This window comes from Pseudomonas sp. J452 (assembly GCF_024666525.1).
In the GTDB taxonomy this organism is placed as follows: Bacteria; Pseudomonadota; Gammaproteobacteria; order Pseudomonadales; family Pseudomonadaceae; genus Aquipseudomonas.
On sequence record NZ_CP088294.1, the window covers coordinates 2,980,013 to 3,003,361 of the forward strand.

Consider the following 23,349-nt stretch of genomic DNA (forward strand, 5'->3'; position numbering starts at 1 on the left):
GCTCTCCTTACGGCCTAGTGGCGTATCACGTTAGCGACGGATTACACCGACACTCAAACCTTCGATGATCAGATCCTGTTCTTCCAGATTCACTTCGATCGGGGCGAACTCGGGGTTTTCGGCAATCAGCAGCACCTTGTTGCCGCTGCGCTGGAAGCGCTTGACCGTAACCTCGTCGTCGATGCGGGCGACTACTATCTGGCCGTTGCGGGCTTCGCGAGTGGTGTGCACGGCGAGCAGGTCGCCGTCGAAAATGCCGATGTCCTTCATGCTCATGCCGCGTACCCGTAGCAGGTAATCGGCACGTGGATGGAAGAAGCCGGGATTGATCTGGCAGGACTCTTCGACATGCTGCTGGGCCAGGATCGGTGCACCGGCGGCAACCCGGCCGATAATGGGCAGGCCTTCTTCTTCCTGCGCCTCCGGCTCGTAGCCAGGTATGCGGATGCCACGCGAAGCGCCCGGGGTCATCTCGATGGCGCCTTTGCGGGCCAGCGCCTTGAGATGTTCCTCGGCGGCGTTGGGCGACTTGAAACCCAGCTCCTGGGCGATTTCGGCACGGGTAGGCGGGTAACCGTTGGCTTCCAGGCAGCGCTTGATGAAGGCGAGGATTTCAGCTTGGCGAGGCGTGAGCTTGAGCATGATGGTGGTCTGTCTGTTTATACAGTTGCTGTGATTATATACAGTGATATTGGTCTGGCAACAGTCTTTTTTGCTCAGGGCAGTGTGGCCATTTCTGCCGCTTGCCGGCATTGCGCAAGGTTCTGCCAATCTGCTCTATGGTTAAATGCGTGACTGGTCAGCCATGAAAGGGCCTGTGAGGCTTGACAGGGCATCGGCCTGAAACGTATGTTTCAAACAAGTGTTTGTCAGGTGGATATTTCATGGCTCAGTCAGAAACAGTCGAGCGCATTCTCGATGCTGCGGAGCAGTTGTTTGCGGAAAAAGGCTTCGCCGAGACCTCTCTGCGCCTGATCACCAGCAAAGCTGGGGTCAATCTGGCGGCGGTTAACTACCACTTCGGCTCGAAGAAGGCGCTGATCCAGGCGGTGTTCTCGCGCTTCCTCGGCCCTTTCTGCGCCAGCCTGGAAAAGGAACTGGATCGCCGTCAGGGCAAGCCGGAGAGCAAGGCCAGCCTCGAAGAATTGCTGGAAATCCTGGTAGAGCAGGCGCTGGCAGTCAAACCGCGCAGCGGTAACGACTTGTCCATCTTCATGCGCCTGCTGGGTCTGGCGTTCAGCCAGAGCCAGGGGCACCTGCGGCGTTACCTGGAAGACATGTACGGCAAGGTGTTCCGTCGCTACCTGGTGTTGTTGCATGAGGCTGCGCCGCGCATACCGCCGCTGGAGCTGTTCTGGCGCGTGCATTTCATGCTGGGCGCCGCGGCGTTCAGCATGTCCGGGATCAAGGCGCTGCGGGCCATCGCCGAGAACGATTTCGGTGTGGATACCTCGATTGAGCAGGTCATGCGCCTGATGGTGCCGTTCCTCGCCGCAGGCATGCGCTCGGAGACCGGGGTCAACGATGAAGCGCTGGCCAGTGCTCAGCTAAAGCCGCGCGCCAAGGTAGCGGTCGCCGCGAAAGGCTGATTGCGGCTGTGCCCGAGCGGGCTGATCGGCTAAGCTAGCCGCCCATGTGCCCGCTCGATTTCCTGCATATTTCCATTGCTGATCAGTGCCTGTACGGCTTTGCCGACGGGCATTTGCTGCTGCGCCTGGCCGTCTCCACGGCGCTGAATGGGGCGGGGGAGCGCAGCGGTTCCAACTGCACGCCACGCGGCCGTCATCAGGTGCGGGCGAAGATCGGTGAGGGCTTGCCGCTGGGTGCTGTTCTGCGCGGGCGCCGTTGGACCGGTGAGGTCTGGTCCCCTGAGTTGCACCAGCAGTTTCCCGGTCGCGACTGGATTCTCACCCGCATTCTCTGGCTCAGTGGCTGCGAGCCGGGCATCAATCGCCTGGGCGCCGTCGATACCTTTCGCCGCTACATCTACCTGCACGGTACGCCGGACACCGAGCCGCTGGGTGTGCCGCTGTCCCATGGCTGCGTGCGCCTGCGCAACGCCGACCTGCTGCAACTTTTCCCCCGTGTGCCGCTGCACTGCGCGGTACTGATCGATGAGGCGCCGTGTCCCGCATGGGCGGCCGCCGATCTCGTTTAAGGACTATTCGTGAAGACTCCCCTGTATGGCTCCCTGATGCTGGACGTGCATGGCACCTGGCTGACCGCCGAAGACCGGCAGATCCTGCGCCAGCCCGAAGTGGGCGGGCTGATCCTGTTTGCCCGCAATATCGAAGACCCGCGCCAGGTGTGTGAGCTGAGTGCGGCCATCCGTGCCGTGCGCCCGGATCTGTTGTTGGCGGTGGATCAGGAAGGCGGTCGCGTGCAGCGCCTGCGTCAGGGCTTCGTGCGTCTGCCAGCCATGCGCGCGCTGGCCGATAACGACAACGCCGAGTACCTGGCCGAGCAATGCGGCTGGTTGATGGCCACGGAAGTGCTGGCGGTCGGCCTCGACTTGAGCTTCGCCCCGGTGCTGGATCTCGATCACCAGCGCAGCGCGGTGGTGGGTAGCCGTAGCTTCGAGGGTAATCCCGAGCTGGCAACTAAGCTGGCCGGTGCCTTCATCCGTGGCATGGCGGCGGCCGGCATGGCCGCTACCGGCAAACACTTCCCCGGGCATGGCTGGGCCGAGGCCGACTCCCACGTGGCCATCCCGGTGGATGAGCGCAGCCTGGAACAGATCCGCAGCAACGACCTGATTCCCTTCCAGCGCCTCAGCCAGCAACTGGCGGCGGTGATGCCGGCTCATGTCATCTACCCGCAGGTCGACAACCAGCCGGCCGGCTTCTCGCGGCGCTGGCTGCAGGACATCCTGCGTGGTGAGCTGGGTTTCCAGGGCGTGATTTTCAGCGACGACCTGTCCATGGCCGGCGCCCATGTGGTCGGCGATGCCGCCAGCCGCATCGAGGCGGCGCTGAGTGCCGGTTGCGACATGGGCCTGGTGTGCAACGACCGCGGCGCCGCCGAGCTGGCCCTGAGCGCCCTGCAGCGCCTGCAGGTGCAGCCGCCCAGGGGCCTGGCGCGCATGCGCGGGCAGGGCTTTGCCAGCACCGAATACCGCCAGCAGCCGCGCTGGCTGGCTGCCGTGGCCGCCCTGCGCGCCGCGCAGCTGATCGATTAAAGGATAAACGTATGACTGTCTACGCCATTATCGGCGGCACCGGCCTGACCCAACTGGAAGGCCTGACCCTGAGCGAAGAACTGTCGCTCGACACGCCCTATGGCGCCCCTTCGGCCGCCATTCAGCGTGGTGAGTACGCCGGGCGCGAGGTGCTGTTTCTCGCCCGTCACGGTCACCCGCACCGTATTCCGCCGCACCAGGTGAACTACCGCGCCAACCTCTGGGCGCTGCAGCAGGCCGGCGCCGAGGCGATCATCGCGGTCAACGCGGTCGGCGGCATTCATGCCGCCATGGGCAGCGGCCACCTCTGTGTGGCGCACCAGATCATCGATTACACCTGGGGTCGCGAGCACACCTACTTCGCCGGCGACATCGAGCACGTCACCCACATCGACTTCAGTTACCCCTATGACGAACCGCTGCGCGGCAAGCTAATCGACGCCCTGCAGGCGCTGGGCCATGCGCACAGCAGTCACGGGGTGTACGGCGCCACCCAGGGCCCGCGCCTGGAAAGCGTGGCCGAGATTGCCCGCATGGAGCGCGACGGCTGCGATATCGTCGGCATGACCGGCATGCCCGAGGCGGCTCTGGCCCGTGAGCTGGAGCTGCCCTATGCCTGTCTGGCGCTGGTGGTCAATCCGGCGGCCGGCAAGTCCAGCGGCATCATCACCATGGCTGAGATCGAGCAGGCCCTGGCCGACGGCATTGGCAAGGTCAAGGCAGTGCTGGCGCGGGTGCTGAGCGAGTAGTTTTTCGCGGGTAGAAAAAAGCCCCGCACTGCGGGGCTTTTGCTTTCTCGGCCGGGATTACTGCGGCGTGACTTTCACCAGCATGCCCAGGCTGCCGTGATCGAGGTAGGTCAGCTCGCCATTCTTCAGGCGGCTGCGCTGCTTGATGCGCTCGCTGCCGGTGAGCAGGGCGTCGGCGTCAAACTGGTTGACCCAGATATCGGCGTCGATATCGACCAGGCGCTCCAGCAGGGTGAGGGCGATGGTGCCTTCCACCGGGTAGTGGCCGAACTGCTCGTTGCCGCTGCTCAGCGCCGACTTGCCGGGGATCGCGCCGAGGGTCTGGGCCCAGGCCTTGTGCAGCAGCACCTGATAGCCGCTGCCCGGGTTGAGCTTGGCCGCTACGTCTTCCAGGGCAATGCCGCGCTCGTTGCCGGCAAGCGATTGGGCGCCTGCGGCCCAGTCGTCCGGCGCCGGTTGGCTGGCGACCACCGGCTGGCCGGCCTGACGGAACACGATGACCTCGATCTGGTACAGCGCATCGGCGAAAGCCGACGGTGCCAGCAGGCAGAGCAGCAGGGTGAAATGGCGGAATGCGCGCATGGGGTCAGTCCTTTAAACAGATTGCGAGAGTAGACGCTCGAGCAGGGCTTCGAGGGTATTGAAACGTTCTTCCGGGCGCTCCATCGGCACCTGGAACTTGAACATCGTTGCGCCTTCGAACTTGTAGCGCTTGGGCTGGCTCTGGATCAGCTTGATCAGCGTCAGCGGATCGACGCAGGTAGTGGCGGCGAACTCGATGCGTCCGCCTTGCGGGCCGGCATCGATCTTCTTGATCCCGAGCTTTTCCGCCTGCAGTTTGAGCAGGGTGATGCGCACCAGATTCTTGGTCGGGTCGGGCAGCAGGCCGAAGCGGTCGATCATCTCCACCTGCAGCTCTTTCAGGCCATCCTCGTCGGCGGCGTTGGCGATGCGTTTGTAGAGGATTAGCCGCGCATGCACGTCCGGCAGGTAGTCCTCGGGGATCAGCGCGGGAACCCGCAGGTTGATCTCCGGGCCGCCACCGAGTGGCTGGTCGAGGTTGGGCTGCTCGCCCTTGCGGATGGCCTTGACCGCACGTTCGAGCATTTCCATGTAGAGGGTGAAACCGACCGCCTGGATCTGCCCGCTCTGGCCGTCGCCGAGCAGCTCTCCGGCGCCACGGATTTCCAGGTCGTGGGTGGCCAGGACGAAGCCGGCGCCGAGGTCCTGGGCGTTGCTGATGGCCTCCAGGCGCTTCTGCGCGTCTTCGGTCATCTGCTTGCGCGGCGGGGTCAGCAGGTAGGCGTATGCCTGGTGGTGGCTGCGGCCGACGCGGCCGCGCAGCTGGTGTAATTGCGCCAGGCCGAACTTGTCGGCGCGCTCGATGATGATGGTGTTGGCGCTCGGCACGTCGATGCCGGTTTCGATGATGGTCGAGGCGATCAGCACGTTGAAGCGCTTGTGGTAGAAGTCGCTCATCACCTGTTCCAGCTCGCGCTCGCGCATCTGCCCGTGGCCGATGCCGATACGTGCTTCCGGCACCAGCTCGGCCAGGTCGGCGGCGCACTTCTCGATGGTCTTCACATCGTTGTGCAGGTAGTACACCTGGCCGCCGCGCAACAGTTCACGGAGCAGGGCTTCCTTGATCGTCGGGTTGTTCTGCTCCATGACGAAAGTACGCACCGACAGCCGGCGCGCCGGCGGGGTGGCGATGATCGACAGGTCGCGCATGCCGGCCACGGCCATGTTCAGCGTGCGTGGAATCGGCGTGGCGGTCAGGGTGAGGATGTCCACCTCGCTGCGCAGGGCCTTGAGCTGCTCCTTCTGGCGTACGCCGAAACGGTGCTCCTCGTCGATGATGCACAGGCCCAGGTCCTTGAAGCGCACATCGTCCTGCAGCAGCTTGTGGGTGCCGATGACGATGTCGATCTTGCCTTCGGCCAGCTTGGCCACCGCCTCGTTGACTTCCTTGGCCGACTTGAAGCGGCTCATCACCTCGACCGTCACCGGCCAGTCGGCGAAACGGTCGCGGAAGCTGTTGTAGTGCTGCTGGGCGAGCAGGGTGGTCGGCACCAGTACGGCCACCTGGCGGCTGCTGTGCACGGCAATAAAGGCCGCGCGCATTGCCACTTCGGTCTTGCCGAAGCCGACGTCGCCGCAGACCAGGCGGTCCATCGGCTTGGGCGCGAGCATGTCGGCCAGTACGGCTTCGATGGTGGTCTGCTGGTCCGGGGTTTCCTCGAAGGGGAAGCCGGCGCTGAAGGTGGCGTAATCGGCCAGCGGGTCCTTGAACGCATAGCCTTCGCGGGCGGCGCGGCGGGCGTAGATATCCAGCAGCTCGGCGGCGACATCGCGCACTTGCTCGGCGGCCTTGCGCTTGGCCTTCTGCCAGGTCTCGGAGCCGAGCCGATGCAGCGGGGCGAGAGCGTCGTCGCTGCCGGTGTAGCGGGCGATCAGGTGCAGGCTGGCCACCGGCACGTAGAGCTTGGCTTCCTCGGCGTACATCAGGGCGAGGAATTCGGCGGCCTGGCCGTCGATTTCCAGGGTGATCAGGCCCAGGTAGCGGCCGACACCGTGGTCGATATGCACCACCGGCGAGCCTTCGCGCAGCTCGGTGAGGTTCTTGATCACGTTGTCGCCGCCATCGCGCGACTTCTCGCGGCGACGGCGCTGCATCACGCGCTGGCCGAACAGCGGGCTCTCGGCGATTAGGGCGATGTTGTCGAGCAGCAGGCCTTCATCCAGCGGCGCGATGCAGATGCCCAGGCGCGAGGTGCTGGCGGCGAACTCCGGCCAGCCGCTGACTTCAACCGGTTTCAGTTTGAGGCGGGCGAGCAGCTCCAGCAGCACTTCGCGCCGGCCGGCCGATTCGGCGCAGAACAGCACGCGGCCGGGGTATTCCTCGATAAAGCGCCGCAGCGCCGCCAGCGGCTCGCTGGCCTTGGCCTGGATCGCTAGGTCGGGCAGGGCGCGAGCATCGAAGCGTTCGCGGCCGACGCCGGTTTCGATATCGGCCTGGTCGGCGACCACTCGTGGCCAGTTCTTCAGGCGGCCGAAGCAGTCGTCCACCGGCAGGAACAGATCGGCCGGCGGCAGCAGCGGGCGCTCGGGGTCGACCTTGCGGTCTTCATAGCGGTTGCGCGCATCAACCCAGAACTGCTCGGCGGCCTTTTCGATGCCGGGCAGGGAAAACACCTGGGTGTCGGCCGGCAGGTAGTCGAACAGGGTGGCGCTGTCTTCGAAGAACAGCGGCAGGTAGTACTCGATGCCGGCTGGGGTGATGCCGGTACTCAAGTCCTGATAGATCGGGCAGCGGCGGAAATCCACGTCGAAACGCTCGCGGAAGCGCCCACGGAAATCGGTGACGGATTTCTTGTCCAGCGGGAACTCGCGCGCCGGCAGCAGGCGGATCGACTCGACCTTGTCCACCGAGCGCTGGGTTTCCGGGTCGAAGGTGCGCAGGGTTTCGATCTCGTCATCGAACAGGTCGATGCGGAACGGCGTTTCGCTGCCCATTGGGAACAGGTCGATCAGCGCACCACGCACGGCGAATTCGCCGTGTTCATAGACGGTATCCACGCAGCGGTAGCCAGCGGCTTCCAGGCGCGCGCGCATTTCGTCGACATTCAGCTTCTGGCCGACATCCAGCACCAGCCCGGAGCCGAGCAGGAAGCGGGTTGGCGCCAGGCGGTGCAGGGCGGTGCTGATCGGCACCACCAGCACACCGTGCTTGAGCTGCGGCAGGCGGTAGAGTGCGGCGATGCGCTGGGAAATAATGTCCTGGTGCGGCGAAAACACGTCGTAGGGCAGGGTTTCCCAGTCGGGAAAGTGCAGCACCGGCAGTTCCGGGGCGAAAAACGCCAGCTCTTCCTGCAGGCGTTCGGCGCTCTGGCTGTCCGCGGTCAGCAGCAGGGTGAAGCGCTTGGCGGCGCTGGCGGCTTCGGCAATCGCCAGGGACAGCGCGGCACCGGGCAGGTTGCCCCAGTGTTGCTTGCCAGTGGCGGCGGGTAGTTTCGGTAGGCGCAGGACGGACACAGGCAACGCAACCCCAGATTGGCGAGCGTGCGATTGTAGCCAGGGGAGATAGCGGCTGTCAGTCGCGACAGGCGCGCATTGCTCAGGCGCGCGTGCGCCGTCATAATGTAGCCCCTTTTTTCAGCCCCTACATGTGGAAGGTATTGCCCGTGACCCAGAAGCCCGACCAGTGTCTCGGTGAGTGGATCGATCGTGAAGCCCTCGCAGAAGCGATGATCCCGATGATCGGCCAGCTCTACCGCAACAACAGCGTGGTGACCTCGATCTACGGCCGTGGTCTGATCAACCGTTCGGTGATCGACATTCTCAAAGCCCACCGCTTCGCCCGTCACCGTCTGGCCGACGACAGCGAACTGTCGGTACACGATACCTTCCCGATCCTCAAGGCCATGGGCGAGCTCAAGCTGGGCGCCGCTTCCGTGGACTTGGGCAAGATGGCCAGCAAGTTCAAGAGCGAAGGCAAAGGCCGCAGCGTCGAGCAGTTCGTCAAAGACGAGCTGGCCGATGTAGTGGGCAAGCAGAACGGCTCCGGCCGTGAAGGCACCGACGTGGTGCTGTACGGCTTCGGTCGCATCGGCCGCCTGCTGGCGCGCATCCTGATCGAGAAAACCGGTGGTGGCGACGGCCTGCGTCTGCGCGCCATTGTCGTGCGCAAAGGCGCGACCAATGACCTGGTCAAGCGCGCCAGCCTGCTGCGCCGTGACTCGGTACACGGCAAGTTCGATGGCACCATCACCATTGATGAAGCCAACAACACCCTGACCGCCAACGGGAACCTGATCCAGGTGATCTACGCCAAGTCGCCGGCCGAGGTGGACTACACCCAATACGGCATCAAGAACGCCCTGCTGGTCGACAACACCGGCGTATGGCGTGACGCCGAGGGCCTGGGCCAGCACCTGGCCTGCCCGGGTGTCGACCGCGTGGTGCTGACCGCACCGGGTAAAGGCGCGCTGAAGAACATCGTGCATGGCATCAACCATGGCGAAATCACCGCCGACGACAAGATCGTCTCGGCGGCTTCCTGCACCACCAACGCCATCGTGCCGGTGCTGAAAGCGGTGAATGACCAGTACGGCATCGTCAACGGCCACGTTGAAACCGTGCACTCGTACACCAACGACCAGAACCTGATCGACAACTTCCACAAGGGCGATCGCCGTGGTCGTAGCGCGCCGCTGAACATGGTAATCACCGAAACCGGTGCCGCCACTGCCGCCGCCAAGGCCCTGCCGGTGCTGAAAGGCAAGCTGACCGGCAACGCCATTCGCGTACCGACGCCGAACGTTTCGATGGCCATTCTCAACCTCAACCTTGAGAAAGCCACCACCCGCGAAGAGATCAACGAGTACCTGCGCCAGATGGCCATGCACTCGGATCTGCAGAAGCAGATCGACTTCGTGCAGTCGCAGGAAGTGGTTTCCACCGACTTCGTCGGTTCGCGCCACGCCGGTGTGGTCGATGCCGAAGCCACCATCTGCAACGACAACCGTGTCGTGCTGTACGTGTGGTACGACAACGAGTTCGGTTACAGCTGCCAGGTGGTGCGCGTGATGGAAGAAATGGCCGGGGTTAACCCGCCAGCCTTCCCGCGCTAAGAAACTGAATAGGAGCAGCTGCGCGTCGGTCATGCTGCGTTGAAATCGGGCTCGGGCTGCTCATTTACAGCTCGTAAACTCCGCGCCCTCGCCCGATTTCGCCTTGCCTGACTCTAGCTCGCAAGCTCCTAGTCAGTTTCTCTGTGCAAATACCAAAAACGGGAGCCTAGGCTCCCGTTTTGCATTTCAGCGACTGGCGAACTCAGCGATCGGCCAGCAGTTGTTCGCGCAGTTTGTCCGACAGGCCCTCGGGAGCGAGCCAGATGCCCAGGTAGGCGCGGGCCAGCTCGCTATTGCTGCTGCGGAAAACCTCGTTACCGTTGCGCTCCAGGGTCAGGCCCTGCTGGGTCGTGTAGTTCAGGGCGTAACGATCGCCGGGGCGGATATCGCGGAACGTGGCGTGCAGGGCATCCACTTCAGGTTTCAGTTTTTCCAGCTGGGCGGCGCTGTGTTGGCGCTCCAGGGTGACCCAGGCGGCCTTGAGCACATCTTCCTTGGCGATGTCGCGGTAGTAATACAGTTCCAGGCGCTGCGCCATGGGTTGGCTGACGGCCAGGCTCGGGTTGATGCTGGCTTCGGCGTAGAAGGCGGCGGAATAGACGTCGGCCCATAGATAGGTGAGCAATGCCTGGTTCTTGCGTTCCAGTGGCGTGCCAGCCAGCACATAGGTGCTGCTGAAGCCCGCCTGGTCGATGATGGGGGTGTCGCTCTTGGCCAGCAGATTGCCGTTGCCGATGAGCAGTAGGGTCAGTATGAGCAGGTAGCGCATGGTGCAGGCTCCTCGGAGTTTCAGTGGTTTTCGCTGGCGCTGACCGGTGCGTCAAGTATCCCGCTGTTGCTTGGTGTTACGACTTGCGGGTCGAAACCGGAACCAGCGGGTGGGCAGTACGGGGTTATCTCCTTATAATTCCAAGGCTTTTCACTTCGGGGCGACTTTTTGGCCGTTATTGGCTTTGGCTGTGCTAACTGCAGCTGAAGTGTCCCGGTTGTGTTCCAACTCTGCAAAAGCACTGGTTTCAGTGTTTGGACCACTCAATGATCAAAATAAAATGTGGGCTGGATTTGCCCATCAGCGGCGCCCCCGAGCAGCGCATCGATGATGCCCGTGCCGTGCGCAGCGTTGCCTTGATGGGGTGTGATTACCACGGGATGAAGCCGACCATGGCTGTGCAGGTCGGCGACCGGGTCAAGCTCGGTCAGCTGCTGTTCTCCGACAAGAAGAATCCGGGCGTGCATTTCACTGCGCCGGGCGCCGGCGTGGTCAGTGCCATCCATCGCGGCGAGCAGCGCGTGCTGCAGTCGGTGGTGATCGACCTGGAGGGCGAAGACGCCATCGCCTTCGCCCGCTACGAGGCGGCCCAGTTGGCCAGCCTGGAGCCCCAGGCGGTGCGTGACAATCTGCAGCAGTCCGGTCTGTGGACGGCGCTGCGCACGCGCCCGTTCAGCAAGGTGCCGGCCGTCGATGCGGTGCCCCGTTCGATCTTCGTCACGGCCATCGATACCCAGCCCTTGGCGGCAGATCCTGCGCTGATCATCGCCGAACAGGCGGCCGACTTCGAAAACGGTCTGCAAGTCCTGGCGCGTCTGGCCAAGGTCTTTTTGTGCAAGGCCGCAGGCGTGCAGTTGCCGGGTGAAAACCTGCCGGGCGTGCACTGCGAGGCCTTCAGTGGCCCGCATCCGGCCGGTCTGCCGGGTACCCACATTCACTTCCTCGATCCGGCCAGCGCGACCAAGAGCGTGTGGCAGATCGGCTGTCAGGACGTGATTGCCATCGGCCAGCTGTTCACCAGCGGGCGATTGAATGTCGAGCGCGTGGTGGCCCTCGGTGGCCCGGTGGTGGACAAGCCACGCCTGCTGCGCACGCGCCTGGGTGCCAACCTGGAGGAGCTGACCTCTGGCGAGCTGCAGCCTGGCCACAATCGGGTGATTTCCGGTTCGGTGCTGGGCGGTCGTACTTCGCGCGGCGCGTTCGCTTTCCTGGGGCGTTACCACAGCCTGGTTTCCTGCCTGCACGAAGGCCGCGAGCGCGAGTTCCTGCATTACCTGCGCGCTGGGGTGAACAAGCACTCGGTGCTGAATATCTTCGTGTCTAAATTGATGGCGGCCAAGCGTTTCGCCTTCGACACCAGCACCAATGGCAGTCCGCGCGCCATGGTGCCGGTGGGCAACTACGAGGCGGTGATGCCGCTGGATATCCTGCCCACCCAGCTGCTGCGCTACCTGATCGTCGGTGATACCGAGATGGCGCAGAAGCTCGGCTGCCTGGAGCTGGACGAGGAAGACCTGGCGCTGTGCACTTATGTCTGTGCCGGCAAGTACGAATACGGCCCGATCCTGCGGGACAACCTGACCCGCATTGAGAAGGAGGGCTGATCCATGTCCTTGCGTAAGTTCCTCGACAAGATCGAGCACAACTTCGAACAGGGTGGCCGCTTCGAGAAGTGGTATGCGCTGTACGAAGCCGTCGACACCTTTTTCTACCGCCCGGCCAGCGTGACCAGGACCACCGCCCACGTGCGTGACGGCATCGACCTCAAGCGCATGATGATGACGGTGTGGTTCTGCACCCTGCCGGCGATGTTCTTCGGCATGTGGAACATCGGTTTTCAGGCCAATAGCCTCATGGCCGCTAATCCCGAGCTGCTGGCGGCGCAGGACGGCTGGCGCTTCGGTCTGATCGGCATGTTGGCCGGTTTTGATCCGAACAGCCTGTGGGACTGCTTTATCCAGGGCGCGGCGTATTTCCTGCCGGTGTATCTGGTGACCTTTATCGTTGGTGGTTTCTGGGAGGTGCTGTTCGCCTCCATCCGCCGTCACGAGGTCAACGAAGGTTTCTTCGTCACTTCCGTACTGTTCGCCCTGACCCTGCCGCCGGATATCCCGCTGTGGCAGGTGGCCCTGGGCATCAGCTTCGGCGTGGTGATCGGCAAGGAAGTATTTGGCGGTACCGGCAAGAACTTCCTCAATCCGGCCCTGGTCGGCCGCGCTTTCCTGTTCTTCGCCTACCCGGCGGATATCTCCGGTGATGCAGTGTGGACTGCGGTGGACGGTTATGCCGGCGCCACTGCGCTGTCCGTGGCCGCGGCTGGTGGTGTCGAGCAGGTCACGGCCAATGGCCTTTCCTGGTGGAACGCCTTCGTCGGCCTGGAACCTGGTTCGATGGGCGAAACCAGCGTGCTGGCGATCTTCATTGGCGGCGCCTTCCTGTTGCTGAGCAAGATCGCCTCCTGGCGCATCGTCAGTGGCGTGATGCTGGGCATGATCGCCATGAGCTACCTGTTCAACCTCATCGGCTCGGACAGCAATCCGATGTTCTCGATGCCCTGGCACTGGCACCTGGTGGTCGGCGGTTTCGCCTTCGGCATGATCTTCATGGCCACCGACCCGGTGTCGGCGTCCATGACCAACACTGGCAAGTGGCTGTTTGGTGCCCTGATCGGGGTGATGGTGGTGTTGATCCGCGTGGTCAACCCGGCCTATCCGGAGGGCATGATGCTGGCGATCCTGTTCGCCAACCTGTGTGCACCGCTGATCGACCACTTCGTCGTGCAGGCCAATATCAAGCGGAGGCTCGCCCGTGGCTAAGCAAGAATCTACTGCGCGCACGCTGACCGTGGCGCTGCTGGTGTGCCTGGTCTGCTCGGTGTTCGTCGCCGGCGCGGCCGTGGCGCTGAAGCCGACCCAGGTGGAGAACCGCGAGCTGGACAAGCAGCGCAGCATCCTGGCGATTGCCGGTTTGGGCGAGGAGGGCATGTCGGCCAAGGCGATCAAGGCACTGTATGCCGAGCGCATCAAGGCCCGAGTAGTCGACCTGCAGAGCGGCACCTTCAGCGACGCCCAGGACGCCGCCAGCTTTGACCCGCTCAAGGCGGCCAAGGACCCGGCGCTGTCCGACACCCTGTCGGGGGCACAAGACATCGCCTCGATCAAACGCCGCGAGCGGCTCTCCACTGTGTATATGGTGGAAACCGCCGGCCAGCTCGACACCCTGATCCTGCCGGTGCGCGGCTACGGCCTGTGGTCGACCCTGTACGGTTTCATCGCGATCAAGGGCGACCTGAATACCGTGGTCGGCTTCGGCTTCTACCAGCACGGCGAGACCCCAGGTCTGGGCGGCGAGGTGGACAATCCGAAATGGAAGGCGCTGTGGGCCGGCAAGACCCTGTTCGACGAGCAGGGGCTGCTGGCCGTGGAAATCATCAAGGGCAGCGTCGATCCGCAGTCGGCCAAGGCCGCGCACCAGGTTGACGGCCTGGCGGGCGCCACCCTGACCAGCAAGGGCGTCAACAACCTGCTGCATTTCTGGCTCGGCGAGAGCGGCTTCGGCCCGCTGCTGGCCAATCTGAAGAAAGGGGAGGCATAAGCATGTCGCAACCTACCATCAAGAGCGTGCTGCTCGACCCGATCGTGCACAACAATCCCATCGGCCTGCAGATCCTCGGCATCTGCTCGGCCCTGGCGGTGACCTCCAACCTGAAGACCGCGCTGGTGATGTCGATCGCCCTGACCCTGGTGACGGCCTTCTCCAACCTGTTCATCTCGATGATCCGCCAGCAGATCCCCAGCTCGATCCGCATGATCGTGCAGATGGTGATCATCGCGTCCTTGGTGATAGTCGTCGATCAGGTGCTCAAGGCCTTCGCCTACAGCCTGGCCAAACAGCTCTCGGTGTTCGTCGGCCTGATCATCACCAACTGCATCGTCATGGGCCGCGCCGAGGCCTTCGCCATGCAGAACCCGCCGTTGCTGTCGTTCTGTGACGGTATCGGTAACGGTCTGGGCTACAGCGCCATGCTGATCATCCTTGGCGTGGTTCGCGAGCTGTTCGGTGCCGGCAAGCTGCTGGGTTACAGCGTGCTGCCCACGGTCAGCGAGGGCGGCTGGTACCAGCCCAATGGCCTGCTGCTGCTGCCGCCCTCGGCCTTCTTCCTGATCGGTCTGATCATCTGGGCGCTGCGCAGCTGGAAGCCGGCGCAGAAGGAGGCACCGAGCTTCCGCATGGCGCCGCAAGTCTCGGATAAGGAGGCCTATTGATGGAGCACTACCTCAGCCTGTTCGTGAAGTCCGTGTTTATCGAGAACATGGCCTTGGCCTTCTTCCTCGGCATGTGCAGCTTCATCGCCATCTCCAAGAAGGTTGAAACGGCCATCGGCCTCGGCATTGCCGTGGTGGTGGTGCAAGCCATCACCGTGCCGGCCAACAACCTGCTGTACACCTACCTGCTCAAGGAAGGCGCACTGGCCTGGGCCGGGCTGCCGGAGGTCGACCTGAGCTTCCTCGGTTTGCTCAGCTACATCGGGGTGATCGCCGCCATCGTGCAGATCCTCGAAATGCTCCTGGATAAGTACGTGCCGGCGCTCTACAACGCCCTCGGCGTGTTCCTGCCGCTGATCACGGTGAACTGCGTGATCATGGCCGGCTCGCTGTTCATGGTCGAGCGCGACTACAACCTCGGTGAGAGTGTGGTCTATGGCTTCGGCTCGGGAATTTCCTGGGCCCTGGCCATCGCCTTGCTGGCTGGCATCCGCGAGAAGCTCAAGTACAGCGATGTTCCGGATGGCCTGCAGGGCCTGGGCATCACCTTCATCACCATCGGTCTGATGTCGTTGGGTTTTATGTCCTTCGGCGGCATTCAACTGTGAAACACCGGCAAAACTACTGCGCTTGCCCAGGCTGTGTTGAAAACAGGCTCGGACTGCTCATTTACAGGCCCGTAAACTCCGCGTCCTCGCCTGTTTTCGCCTTGCCTGAGCTGCACTCGCTACGTTTTTCCGGCGTTTCAAAAAGGGGTTAATGAATGGGTTTCGAGATTTCCCTAGCCATCGGCATGTTCACCGCCATCGTCCTGGCACTGGTGGTGATCATTCTGGCGGCGCGCGCCAAGCTGGTTTCCAGCGGCGACGTCAACATCGTCATCAACGGCGAGCGCACCCTCACCGTGCCGGCTGGCGGCAAGTTGCTGCAGACCCTGGCGGCGAACAACGTGTTCCTCTCGTCGGCCTGCGGTGGCGGCGGTACCTGTGCCCAGTGCAAGTGCGTGGTCGAGTCGGGCGGTGGCGAAATGCTGCCGACCGAGGAATCGCATTTCACCAAGCGCGAGGCCAAGGCCGGCTGGCGCCTGTCGTGCCAGACCCCGGTCAAGCAGGACATGCACATCGAAGTCTCGGAAGAAGTGTTCGGCGTGAAGAAGTGGCAGTGCACGGTGGAGTCCAACCCCAACGTCGCCACTTTCATCAAGGAACTGACCCTGCGCCTGCCGGAAGGCGAGAGCGTCGACTTTCGCGCCGGCGGCTACGTGCAGCTGGAGTGCCCGCCGCACGAGGTGGCCTACAAGGACTTCGACATCCAGCCCGAATACCGTGGCGACTGGGACAAGTTTAATCAGTGGAAGTACCTGTCCAAGGTCGACGAGACGGTGATCCGCGCCTACTCCATGGCCAACTACCCGGACGAGAAGGGTATTGTCAAATTCAACATCCGCATCGCCTCGCCACCGCCGGGCAAGGATCATCTGCCACCAGGGCAGATGTCGTCCTGGGTGTTCGGCCTCAAGCCGGGCGACAAGGTCACCGTGTACGGCCCGTTCGGCGAGTTCTTCGCCAAGGACAGCGCTGCCGAGATGATCTTCATCGGCGGCGGTGCCGGCATGGCACCGATGCGTTCGCACATCTTCGACCAGCTCAAGCGCCTGGGTTCCAAGCGCAAGATCAGCTTCTGGTACGGTGCGCGCTCGCTGCGCGAAGCCTTCTATGTCGAGGAATACGACCAGCTGCAGGCGGAGAATCCGAACTTTGAGTGGCACCTGGCACTGTCCGACCCGCAGCCGGAGGACAACTGGAGCGGCCTCAAGGGCTTTATTCACAACGTGCTGTTCGAGCAGTACCTCAAGGACCATCCGGCGCCGGAAGACTGCGAGTTCTACATGTGCGGCCCGCCCATGATGAACGCCGCGGTGATCAAGATGCTGCTGGACCTGGGCGTCGAGCACGAGAATATTCTGCTGGACGATTTTGGTGGTTAAAACTCGGCTTGATTGGCTACTGCGCTCGCTGCGCCATTCGCGCCAAGTTTTCAGTGTGCTGTGCGCTGGTCTGGCCAGCCTGCTGCTGGCTGGTTGCGGCGAGAAGATCGAGGAATTCGGCGGCCCGACCATGGGTAGCCACTACTCGCTGAAATATGTGGCGGGCGAGGGTGTCCCTGATTCTGCTGCGCTGCAGGCGGAGGTGGACGGCCTGCTGGCCGAGGTGGACCAGCAGATGTCCACCTGGCGCGCGGATTCCGAGCTGTCCGTGTTCAACCGTCTGCCGGCTGGCAGCTGCCACTCCATGCCGGCTGCGGTGCTGGGGCTGGTACGCGCCGGCGAACAGTTGTCGCTCGACAGCGGCGGTGCATTCGATCTGACCATCCAGCCGCTGCTCGATCTGTGGGGCTTCGGCGCGCAGTCACGCGGCGAGCGGGTGCCGAGCGCCGAGCAGATTGCCGCGGCGCGGGCCAATGTCGGCCACCGGCACCTGCGCATCGACGGCGCACAGCTGTGCAAGGACGCCGCCGTGCAGCTCGACCTCAACAGCATTGCCGCCGGTTACACGGTGGACCGCATCGCCGCACGCCTGGCCGAGTTGGGCGTGCGCAGCTACCTGCTGGATATCACCGGCGAACTCAAGGCGCTCGGGCGCAAGCCGGATGGCTCGCCCTGGCGCATTGCCATCGAGGCGCCGCGCGACGACCAGCAGGTGGCGCAGCGGGTGCTGGCGCTAGATGGCCTGGGCGTTTCCACCTCTGGCGACTATCGCAACTACTTCGAACAGGATGGCAGGCGCTATTCGCATACTATCGACCCGCAGAGCGGCGCGCCGATCAGCCATCGCCTGGCAGCGGTGACGGTGGTCGATGCGTCGGCCCAGCGCGCCGACGGCCTGTCGACTTTACTCATGGTGCTGGGGCCCGAGCGCGGCTTCGCCTACGCTGAACAGGCTGGCGTCGCGGCGTTCTTTGTCAGTCGCAGCGACACCGGCTTCGCCACCCGTGCAACGCCGGCTTTCGAGCGCCAGTTTGGCGCAGGAGCAGAACAATGACCTGGTTGCTGGTATTCATCGTCATGCTGCTGGTGGTGCTGGGCATGGCCGTTGGCGTGATCATGGGGCGCAAGCCGATTGCCGGCTCCTGCGGCGGCATTGCGGCCCTGGGCATCGAGAAAGAGTGCTCGATCTGTGGTGGCAACCGCGAGAAGTGCGAAGAAGTGAATCGCGACAAGTCGGACGATGTAGTGGATACAAAGCTCGCCTACGACGCGACCAAGCGCTAATGTGCAGCGCAAATCGGCATGGCTAGGCTATGTCGTTGATCAAAAGTGCCGTGGCCATGGGGTGTCGCGGTACCTTCAGGGCGCCGCTGGCGCCCTGAGCAGTTCTGAAAGGAGTAAGCATGGCGGTCTACAACTACGATGTGGTGGTGCTGGGTTCCGGCCCGGCGGGTGAAGGCGCGGCAATGAACGCGGCCAAGGCCGGGCGCAAGGTGGCGGTGGTCGACAACCGCCCGCTGGTTGGCGGCAACTGCACCCACCTCGGCACCATCCCGTCCAAGGCCCTGCGCCACTCGGTGCGGCAGATTATGCAGTACAACACCAATCCGCTGTTCCGCCAGATCGGCGAGCCGCGCTGGTTCTCCTTCCCCGACGTGCTGAAAAGCGCCGAGCGGGTGATCTCCAAACAGGTCGCCTCGCGTACCGGTTACTACGCGCGCAACCGCACCGACGTGTTTTTCGGCACGGCCAGTTTCGCGGATGAGCAGACGATTGAAGTGGTCTGCCCGAGCGGCGTGGTCGAGAAGCTGGTGGCCAAGCAGATCGTCATCGCCACTGGTTCGCGCCCCTATCGCCCGGCTGACGTGGACTTCCACCACCCGCGTATCTACGACAGCGACACCATCCTCAGCCTGACCCACACCCCGCGCCGCATCATCATTTACGGCGCTGGGGTGATCGGTTCCGAATACGCCTCGATCTTCAGTGGCCTGGGTGTGCTGGTCGACCTGATCGACAACCGCGATCAGTTGCTCAGCTTCCTCGATGACGAGATTTCCGACGCCCTCAGCTACCACCTGCGCACCAACAACGTACTGATTCGCCACAACGAAGAGTACGAGCGCATCGAGGGGCTGGAAAACGGCGTGATCCTGCACCTCAAGTCGGGCAAGAAGATCAAGGCCGACGCCTTCCTCTGGTGTAACGGCCGTACCGGTAATACCGACAAGCTGGGCCTGGAGAACATCGGTATCAAGGTCAACAGTCGCGGCCAGATCGACGTCGATCAGCAGTACCGCACGCAGGTGAGCAACATCTTCGCCGCCGGCGATGTGATTGGTTGGCCGAGCCTGGCCAGCGCCGCCTATGACCAGGGCCGTTCGGCTGCCGGCAGTGCGGTGGAAAACGACAGCTGGCGCTTCGTCGATGATGTGCCGACTGGCATCTACACCATTCCCGAGATCAGCTCGATCGGCAAAAACGAGAAGGAGCTGACCCAGGCCAAGATTCCCTACGAAGTGGGCAAGGCCTTCTTCAAGGGCATGGCGCGGGCGCAGATTTCCCACGAGCCGGTGGGCATGCTGAAGATCCTGTTCCACCGCGACACCCTGGAAATCCTCGGCGTGCACTGCTTCGGCTACCAGGCCTCGGAGATCGTCCACATCGGCCAAGCGATCATGAACCAGAAGGGCGAGGCGAACAGCATCAAGTACTTCGTCAACACCACCTTCAACTACCCGACCATGGCCGAAGCCTATCGGGTGGCGGCGTTCGACGGCCTCAACCGGCTTTTTTGAGCGACTCCGACCGGTGGCCTGAGCCGGTCGGGGTAGATCCCTTCAGCGATTCCCGCGGGTGGCGCTGGCCGAACCGGGAGAGCTTCTGACCAGGCATTACGCATAAACAAAAAACCGGCCCAAGGGCCGGTTTTTTGTGGCCTACCATCCCTGACGGCCACCCTCCGGGCCGTCGCTGCGCGACGTCAAAAATGGCTCCCGGCCATTTTTTGTTGGGCTGCTTTCTCCCCTCTCCCGCTTGCGGGAGAGGGGCCGGGGGAGAGGGGGCATTTCGTGCGCGCCAGCTATATCGGGCGCAGTTCGTAGCCCGGACGCAATCCGGGATGGCCGGCGGCTCGACTGCCTAACGTTTCAGCGTATTGACCGCCAGCCCAGGGAAGTCGGTGATGATGCTGTCCACGCCGAAGTCGGCCAGGCGGCGCATCAGTGCGGCATCGTTGACCGTCCACACGGTCACGTGCAACCCGGCTTTCTGCGCCTTGGCCAGGCGCTCCGGGGTGCATAGGGTCCAGTTCAGTGCGAGCATCGAGCAGCCATGGTGGGCGGCGACCTTGAGCGGGTCGAGCCAGTTGTATTCGGCGACCAGGCCGCGCGACAGCTCCGGCGCCAGGCGTTTGAGCGCGCGCAGCACTTCGCGCGAGCTGCTGGTTACGGTGATGCGTTCGCTGATGGCGAAGCGCTCGGCCAGCGCCTGGATCGCCAGCACCGTACGGGCGGCGCGTACCCGCGAGGCGCTTTTGACTTCCAGTTGCCAGTGCTCGAAATCGCATTGCTCGAACAGCTGCTCCAGGGTCGGAATCGGGCAGGGGGTCTTCCAGCCCGGACCACCCTGGCGCGCGTCGTAGCCGAGCAGTTCGGCGGCGTCGTGCTCGACCACCTTGCCGCGGCGGCCGGTGGTGCGCTTCAGGGTCGGGTCGTGAATCACCATCAGCTGGCCATCGCGCGACAGATGCAAATCCAGCTCGCAGCGTTTTACCCCGTGCCCGAGGCAACGCTGGAAGCTGGCGAGGGTGTTTTCCGGTGCTTCGCCCTTGGCGCCGCGGTGGCCGTAGATAAGGGTCACTGTTGTTCCTTGGGAAGGGGATGGCGGGGCTGATGATGAGTCACGCTGTTGACCACGTGATCGTATTCGAAATACACGCTGAACTCGCGGTAGTCCCAGCGCGTGATCGGCGGTTGGCCGATCGGCGCATGTTCCTCGTCGGCCAGGCCGAAACGCTCCAGTACCGCACGTTGCGACTGGCCGCGCTGGGGCTGCTCGATAGTGCTCTGGCCTTGCTGGCCAAGCGGAATCTCGATGGTTTCGGCGGCGGCTGGCAGAGCCAAGCTGAAGGCGAACAGACCAATCAGATACGGCAAACCTGGCCTCATCGTGGCAGCTCGCGGGCCAGGCGGCGCTGTTGTGCCTGTTTCTGCAGGATGTGTCGGGCCAGCAGCTGACGTTGGGCATCGGTCAGGGCCTCGAACTCGGTGCCGATCTCGAACTGGCCATCGTCGCGGGCTCGGCAATGCATGACCTGGGCTCGCAGCAGCAGGCCAAGGGCCTGCGGCATCAGCACCATCTTGATCGCCAGGTGGCTGCCCGCTGCGACGGCCTGCGGGTGCAGGAAACTCAGCCCACCTTCCGACAGCGAAACCTGCCGGGGCGCGCCGATATCGCGCAGCAGACTCTGTGCCAGGGCCTGGCCGAGCAGATCGATGCGCTTGTTCATCACTTTCAGGTAATTGGCCAGGGTGCGATCGCGTTCGCTGATATGGCGCAGCAGGTGCTGCGATTCGAAGTCCATCAGGTGCAGATCGCTGAGCAGATTGAACAGCGGTGACGGGTCATGCAGGGTATCGGTGGCCTGCGCTGCGGGCCCGGAAAGCAGGCTGAAATCCAGTGCGATCGTGTCATCGATACGGTAGTATTCGCGGCGATCATCAGCGTCTTGATACGACATGGCGAACCCATGGCAGCAGTGGTGGTCTGAGTGTAAAGCTGCTCGCCAAGCCCCGCCACAAGGACGTTCCTTCTTTCGCCAGCGAACCCATACATGTTCAGACCCTTGCCGTTCTTTATCGGCTTGCGTTACACGCGGGCCAAACGTCGTAATCTTTTTGTTTCCTTCATCTCCCTCACTTCCATCATCGGCCTCGCCCTGGGCGTACTGGTGATGATCGTCGTGCTGTCGGTGATGAATGGCTTCGACCGCGAAATGCGTGACCGCGTGCTGGGCATGGTGCCGCATGCCACGCTCGAAAGCGGCCAGCCCCTGCCGGACTGGCAGCGGATCGCCACCCAGGTGGCCGAGAACCCGCAGGTGCTGGCGACGGCGCCCTTCACCCAGATGCAAGGCCTGCTGACCCACAATGGGCAGGTGCAGAAGGTGCTGATCAACGCCATAGATCCGCGCGAAGAGCACAAGGTCTCGATCATCGGCAACTTCTTCCTCAAAGACCAAGGCTCTCTGGAAGCCCTGAAACCGGGCGAATTCGGTATCACCCTTGGTGATCTGGCGGCGAAGAAGCTCGGTCTGGCGCTTGGCGACAAGGTCACCTTCGTCGCCCCCGAGGTCGCGGTAACCCCGGCCGGCATGTTCCCGCGGATGAAGCGCTTCACCGTGGTCGGCATCTTCCATGTCGGTGCCGGTGAGATCGATGGCCATGTGGCCATGGCCCATGTCCAGGATGCCGGCCGACTGCTGCGCATGAAGCCGGGCGAAGTACAGGGTATCCGCCTCAAGCTGCGCGACCTGTTCGAGGCGCCGCGGGTGGCCTGGGAGTTGTCCCAGTCCCTGCGCGAGGAGAAATTCTATGCGCGCGACTGGACGGCGACCCACGGCAATCTCTACCAGGCGATCCGCATGGAGAAGGCCATGATCGGCCTGCTGTTGTTGCTGATCGTCGCGGTCGCTGCCTTCAATATCGTCTCCACCCTGGTCATGGTGGTCACCGACAAGCAGTCGGACATCGCCATCCTGCGCACCCTCGGCGCCACGCCGCGGCAGATCATGCTGACCTTTATGGTGCAGGGCACCGTGATCGGGGTGGTCGGCACTCTGGTCGGTGGTGTGCTGGGTGTGCTCGCCGCGCTCAATGTCAGCGCGGCGATCAAGTGGCTGGAGGGCGTGCTGGGCATGCAGTTCCTCAATGCCGAAGTGTATTTCATCGACTATCTGCCCTCGCAGGTGCAGGTCGAAGACGTGGTGCTGGTGTGCGCCGCGGCGTTGCTTCTGAGTTTCTTTGCCACCCTTTACCCGGCTCGGCGTGCGGCTCGCACCCAGCCAGCGGAGGCTTTGCGTTATGAGTGATAAGGCAGTCCTGAGTTGCCGCAACCTGGGCAAGAGCTATGAGGAAGGGCCGCAGACGGTCGACGTGCTGACCAACGTGGCACTGGAGCTGTTGCCGGGCGAGCGCGTGGCCATCGTCGGCAGTTCCGGTTCCGGCAAAAGCACCCTGCTGAACATGCTTGGCGGTCTGGATACCCCGAGCCAGGGCAGCGTCTGGCTGGCCGGCGAGGAGCTGTCGGCGCTGAACGAGAAGGCGCGCGGCCTGCTGCGCAACCGGGCGCTAGGCTTCGTCTACCAGTTCCATCACCTGCTGCCGGAGTTCACCGCGCTGGAGAACGTGTGCATGCCGCTGCTGATTGGCAAGACGCCGATCGCCGAGGCGCGTCAGCGCGCCACTACACTGCTGGAGCGGGTTGGCCTGGGCCATCGCCTGAGCCACAAGCCGGCCGAGCTGTCCGGTGGCGAGCGCCAGCGTGTGGCTATCGCCCGTGCCCTGGTCAATCGTCCGGCGCTGGTACTGCTCGACGAGCCCACTGGCAACCTCGACCAGCACACCGCTCATGGCATCCAGGAGCTGATGCGTGAGCTCAGTGCTTCGTCGCAGACCGCCTTTCTGGTGGTGACCCACGACATGCAGCTGGCCCAGCAGATGGATCGGGTGCTGCGTCTGGAAGAAGGCAAGTTGGTGGCTGCCTAAC

23 protein-coding genes are annotated in these 23,349 nt (G+C 63.4%); 16 read left to right on the plus strand and 7 right to left on the minus strand.

Annotation, left to right across the window (positions count from 1 at the left end):
* Nucleotides 1–30: 30 nt before the first annotated feature.
* Nucleotides 31–642, minus strand: coding sequence for a transcriptional repressor LexA (gene lexA, locus LRS11_RS13480; RefSeq protein WP_160493274.1), 612 nt, complete (start codon nt 640–642; stop codon nt 31–33).
* 242 nt (nt 643–884) lie between these two features.
* On the opposite strand from lexA, the gene LRS11_RS13485 reads away from it, so the two are divergent.
* The 4 genes from LRS11_RS13485 to LRS11_RS13500 are packed head-to-tail and all read left to right on the plus strand — an operon-like array spanning nt 885 to nt 3,927.
* Nucleotides 885–1,589 carry a TetR/AcrR family transcriptional regulator gene (locus tag LRS11_RS13485; RefSeq protein ID WP_260493481.1) on the plus strand — a complete coding sequence of 235 codons (705 nt, stop codon included), beginning with the start codon at nt 885–887 and terminating at the stop codon, nt 1,587–1,589.
* Between the two features lie 44 nt (nt 1,590–1,633).
* Nucleotides 1,634–2,158 carry a L,D-transpeptidase gene (locus tag LRS11_RS13490; RefSeq protein ID WP_260493482.1) on the plus strand — a complete coding sequence of 175 codons (525 nt, stop codon included), beginning with the start codon at nt 1,634–1,636 and terminating at the stop codon, nt 2,156–2,158.
* A gap of 21 nt (nt 2,159–2,179) precedes the next feature.
* A complete protein-coding gene (gene nagZ, locus LRS11_RS13495) occupies nt 2,180–3,178 on the plus strand; it encodes a beta-N-acetylhexosaminidase (protein ID WP_260496918.1) in 999 nt (332 codons plus the stop codon).
* An 11-nt stretch (nt 3,179–3,189) separates the two neighbouring features.
* On the plus strand, nt 3,190–3,927 hold the full coding sequence (locus tag LRS11_RS13500; protein WP_260493483.1) for an S-methyl-5'-thioinosine phosphorylase: 738 nt from the start codon (nt 3,190–3,192) through the stop codon (nt 3,925–3,927).
* Nucleotides 3,928–3,984: 57 nt separating this feature from the next.
* On the opposite strand, the gene LRS11_RS13505 is transcribed toward LRS11_RS13500, so the two are convergent.
* Entirely contained in the window at nt 3,985–4,509 is a 525-nt protein-coding gene (locus LRS11_RS13505) for a peptidoglycan binding protein CsiV (RefSeq protein ID WP_260493484.1), read from the minus strand.
* A gap of 12 nt (nt 4,510–4,521) precedes the next feature.
* On the minus strand, nt 4,522–7,962 hold the full coding sequence (gene mfd, locus LRS11_RS13510; RefSeq protein ID WP_260496919.1) for a transcription-repair coupling factor: 3,441 nt from the start codon (nt 7,960–7,962) through the stop codon (nt 4,522–4,524).
* A 131-nt stretch (nt 7,963–8,093) separates the two neighbouring features.
* On the opposite strand from mfd, the gene LRS11_RS13515 reads away from it, so the two are divergent.
* Nucleotides 8,094–9,560 carry a glyceraldehyde-3-phosphate dehydrogenase gene (locus tag LRS11_RS13515; RefSeq protein WP_260493485.1) on the plus strand — a complete coding sequence of 489 codons (1,467 nt, stop codon included), beginning with the start codon at nt 8,094–8,096 and terminating at the stop codon, nt 9,558–9,560.
* 202 nt (nt 9,561–9,762) lie between these two features.
* Here LRS11_RS13515 and LRS11_RS13520 read toward each other — a convergent pair whose 3' ends face one another.
* Complete coding sequence (locus tag LRS11_RS13520; RefSeq protein WP_260493486.1) at nt 9,763–10,329, minus strand: chalcone isomerase family protein; 567 nt, start codon at nt 10,327–10,329, stop codon at nt 9,763–9,765.
* Between the two features lie 266 nt (nt 10,330–10,595).
* Between LRS11_RS13520 and LRS11_RS13525 the strand changes: the two genes are divergently transcribed.
* The 9 genes from LRS11_RS13525 (at nt 10,596) to sthA (ending at nt 19,379) form a co-directional block, all read left to right on the plus strand.
* The gene (locus LRS11_RS13525) at nt 10,596–11,933 is read left to right on the plus strand and encodes a Na(+)-translocating NADH-quinone reductase subunit A (RefSeq protein ID WP_260493487.1); all 1,338 of its coding nucleotides are present in this window, start codon (nt 10,596–10,598) and stop codon (nt 11,931–11,933) included.
* 3 nt (nt 11,934–11,936) lie between these two features.
* A complete protein-coding gene (locus LRS11_RS13530) occupies nt 11,937–13,145 on the plus strand; it encodes an NADH:ubiquinone reductase (Na(+)-transporting) subunit B (protein ID WP_260493488.1) in 1,209 nt (402 codons plus the stop codon).
* On the plus strand, nt 13,138–13,923 hold the full coding sequence (locus tag LRS11_RS13535; protein ID WP_260493489.1) for a Na(+)-translocating NADH-quinone reductase subunit C: 786 nt from the start codon (nt 13,138–13,140) through the stop codon (nt 13,921–13,923). Before LRS11_RS13530 ends, LRS11_RS13535 begins: the two co-directional genes overlap by 8 nt.
* The gene (locus tag LRS11_RS13540; protein WP_260496920.1) at nt 13,920–14,594 is read left to right on the plus strand and encodes an NADH:ubiquinone reductase (Na(+)-transporting) subunit D; all 675 of its coding nucleotides are present in this window, start codon (nt 13,920–13,922) and stop codon (nt 14,592–14,594) included. The genes LRS11_RS13535 and LRS11_RS13540 overlap by 4 nt, the downstream gene beginning before the upstream one ends.
* The gene (gene nqrE / locus LRS11_RS13545) at nt 14,594–15,202 is read left to right on the plus strand and encodes an NADH:ubiquinone reductase (Na(+)-transporting) subunit E (protein ID WP_260493490.1); all 609 of its coding nucleotides are present in this window, start codon (nt 14,594–14,596) and stop codon (nt 15,200–15,202) included. The genes LRS11_RS13540 and nqrE overlap by 1 nt, the downstream gene beginning before the upstream one ends.
* Before the next feature lie 155 nt (nt 15,203–15,357).
* Nucleotides 15,358–16,581: an NADH:ubiquinone reductase (Na(+)-transporting) subunit F gene (nqrF, locus tag LRS11_RS13550; protein WP_260493491.1), complete on the plus strand. Its 1,224-nt coding sequence runs from the start codon at nt 15,358–15,360 to the stop codon at nt 16,579–16,581.
* A 55-nt stretch (nt 16,582–16,636) separates the two neighbouring features.
* Nucleotides 16,637–17,635 (plus strand): FAD:protein FMN transferase, encoded by a 999-nt coding sequence (locus tag LRS11_RS13555; RefSeq protein WP_260493492.1) that lies wholly within the window; start codon nt 16,637–16,639, stop codon nt 17,633–17,635.
* Complete coding sequence (gene nqrM / locus LRS11_RS13560) at nt 17,632–17,865, plus strand: (Na+)-NQR maturation NqrM (RefSeq protein WP_260493493.1); 234 nt, start codon at nt 17,632–17,634, stop codon at nt 17,863–17,865. Before LRS11_RS13555 ends, nqrM begins: the two co-directional genes overlap by 4 nt.
* Nucleotides 17,866–17,984: 119 nt before the next feature.
* Nucleotides 17,985–19,379 carry a Si-specific NAD(P)(+) transhydrogenase gene (gene sthA / locus LRS11_RS13565; RefSeq protein WP_260493494.1) on the plus strand — a complete coding sequence of 465 codons (1,395 nt, stop codon included), beginning with the start codon at nt 17,985–17,987 and terminating at the stop codon, nt 19,377–19,379.
* A gap of 343 nt (nt 19,380–19,722) precedes the next feature.
* Here the strand turns inward: sthA and LRS11_RS13570 are convergent, their stop codons facing one another.
* From LRS11_RS13570 to LRS11_RS13580, 3 genes are read right to left on the minus strand one after another with little or no spacing between them, the layout of a single operon-like run.
* A complete protein-coding gene (locus tag LRS11_RS13570) occupies nt 19,723–20,442 on the minus strand; it encodes a glycerophosphodiester phosphodiesterase (RefSeq protein ID WP_173205354.1) in 720 nt (239 codons plus the stop codon).
* Nucleotides 20,439–20,750: a phosphodiesterase gene (locus LRS11_RS13575; RefSeq protein ID WP_260493495.1), complete on the minus strand. Its 312-nt coding sequence runs from the start codon at nt 20,748–20,750 to the stop codon at nt 20,439–20,441. The genes LRS11_RS13570 and LRS11_RS13575 overlap by 4 nt, the downstream gene beginning before the upstream one ends.
* Nucleotides 20,747–21,322, minus strand: coding sequence for a PilZ domain-containing protein (locus LRS11_RS13580; protein WP_260493496.1), 576 nt, complete (start codon nt 21,320–21,322; stop codon nt 20,747–20,749). Before LRS11_RS13580 ends, LRS11_RS13575 begins: the two co-directional genes overlap by 4 nt.
* Before the next feature lie 93 nt (nt 21,323–21,415).
* Between LRS11_RS13580 and LRS11_RS13585 the strand changes: the two genes are divergently transcribed.
* Together LRS11_RS13585 and lolD are read left to right on the plus strand one after the other, a co-directional pair.
* A complete protein-coding gene (locus LRS11_RS13585; RefSeq protein WP_260493497.1) occupies nt 21,416–22,672 on the plus strand; it encodes a lipoprotein-releasing ABC transporter permease subunit in 1,257 nt (418 codons plus the stop codon).
* Nucleotides 22,665–23,348 carry a lipoprotein-releasing ABC transporter ATP-binding protein LolD gene (gene lolD, locus LRS11_RS13590; protein ID WP_260493498.1) on the plus strand — a complete coding sequence of 228 codons (684 nt, stop codon included), beginning with the start codon at nt 22,665–22,667 and terminating at the stop codon, nt 23,346–23,348. Before LRS11_RS13585 ends, lolD begins: the two co-directional genes overlap by 8 nt.
* Nucleotide 23,349: the final 1 nt, after the last annotated feature.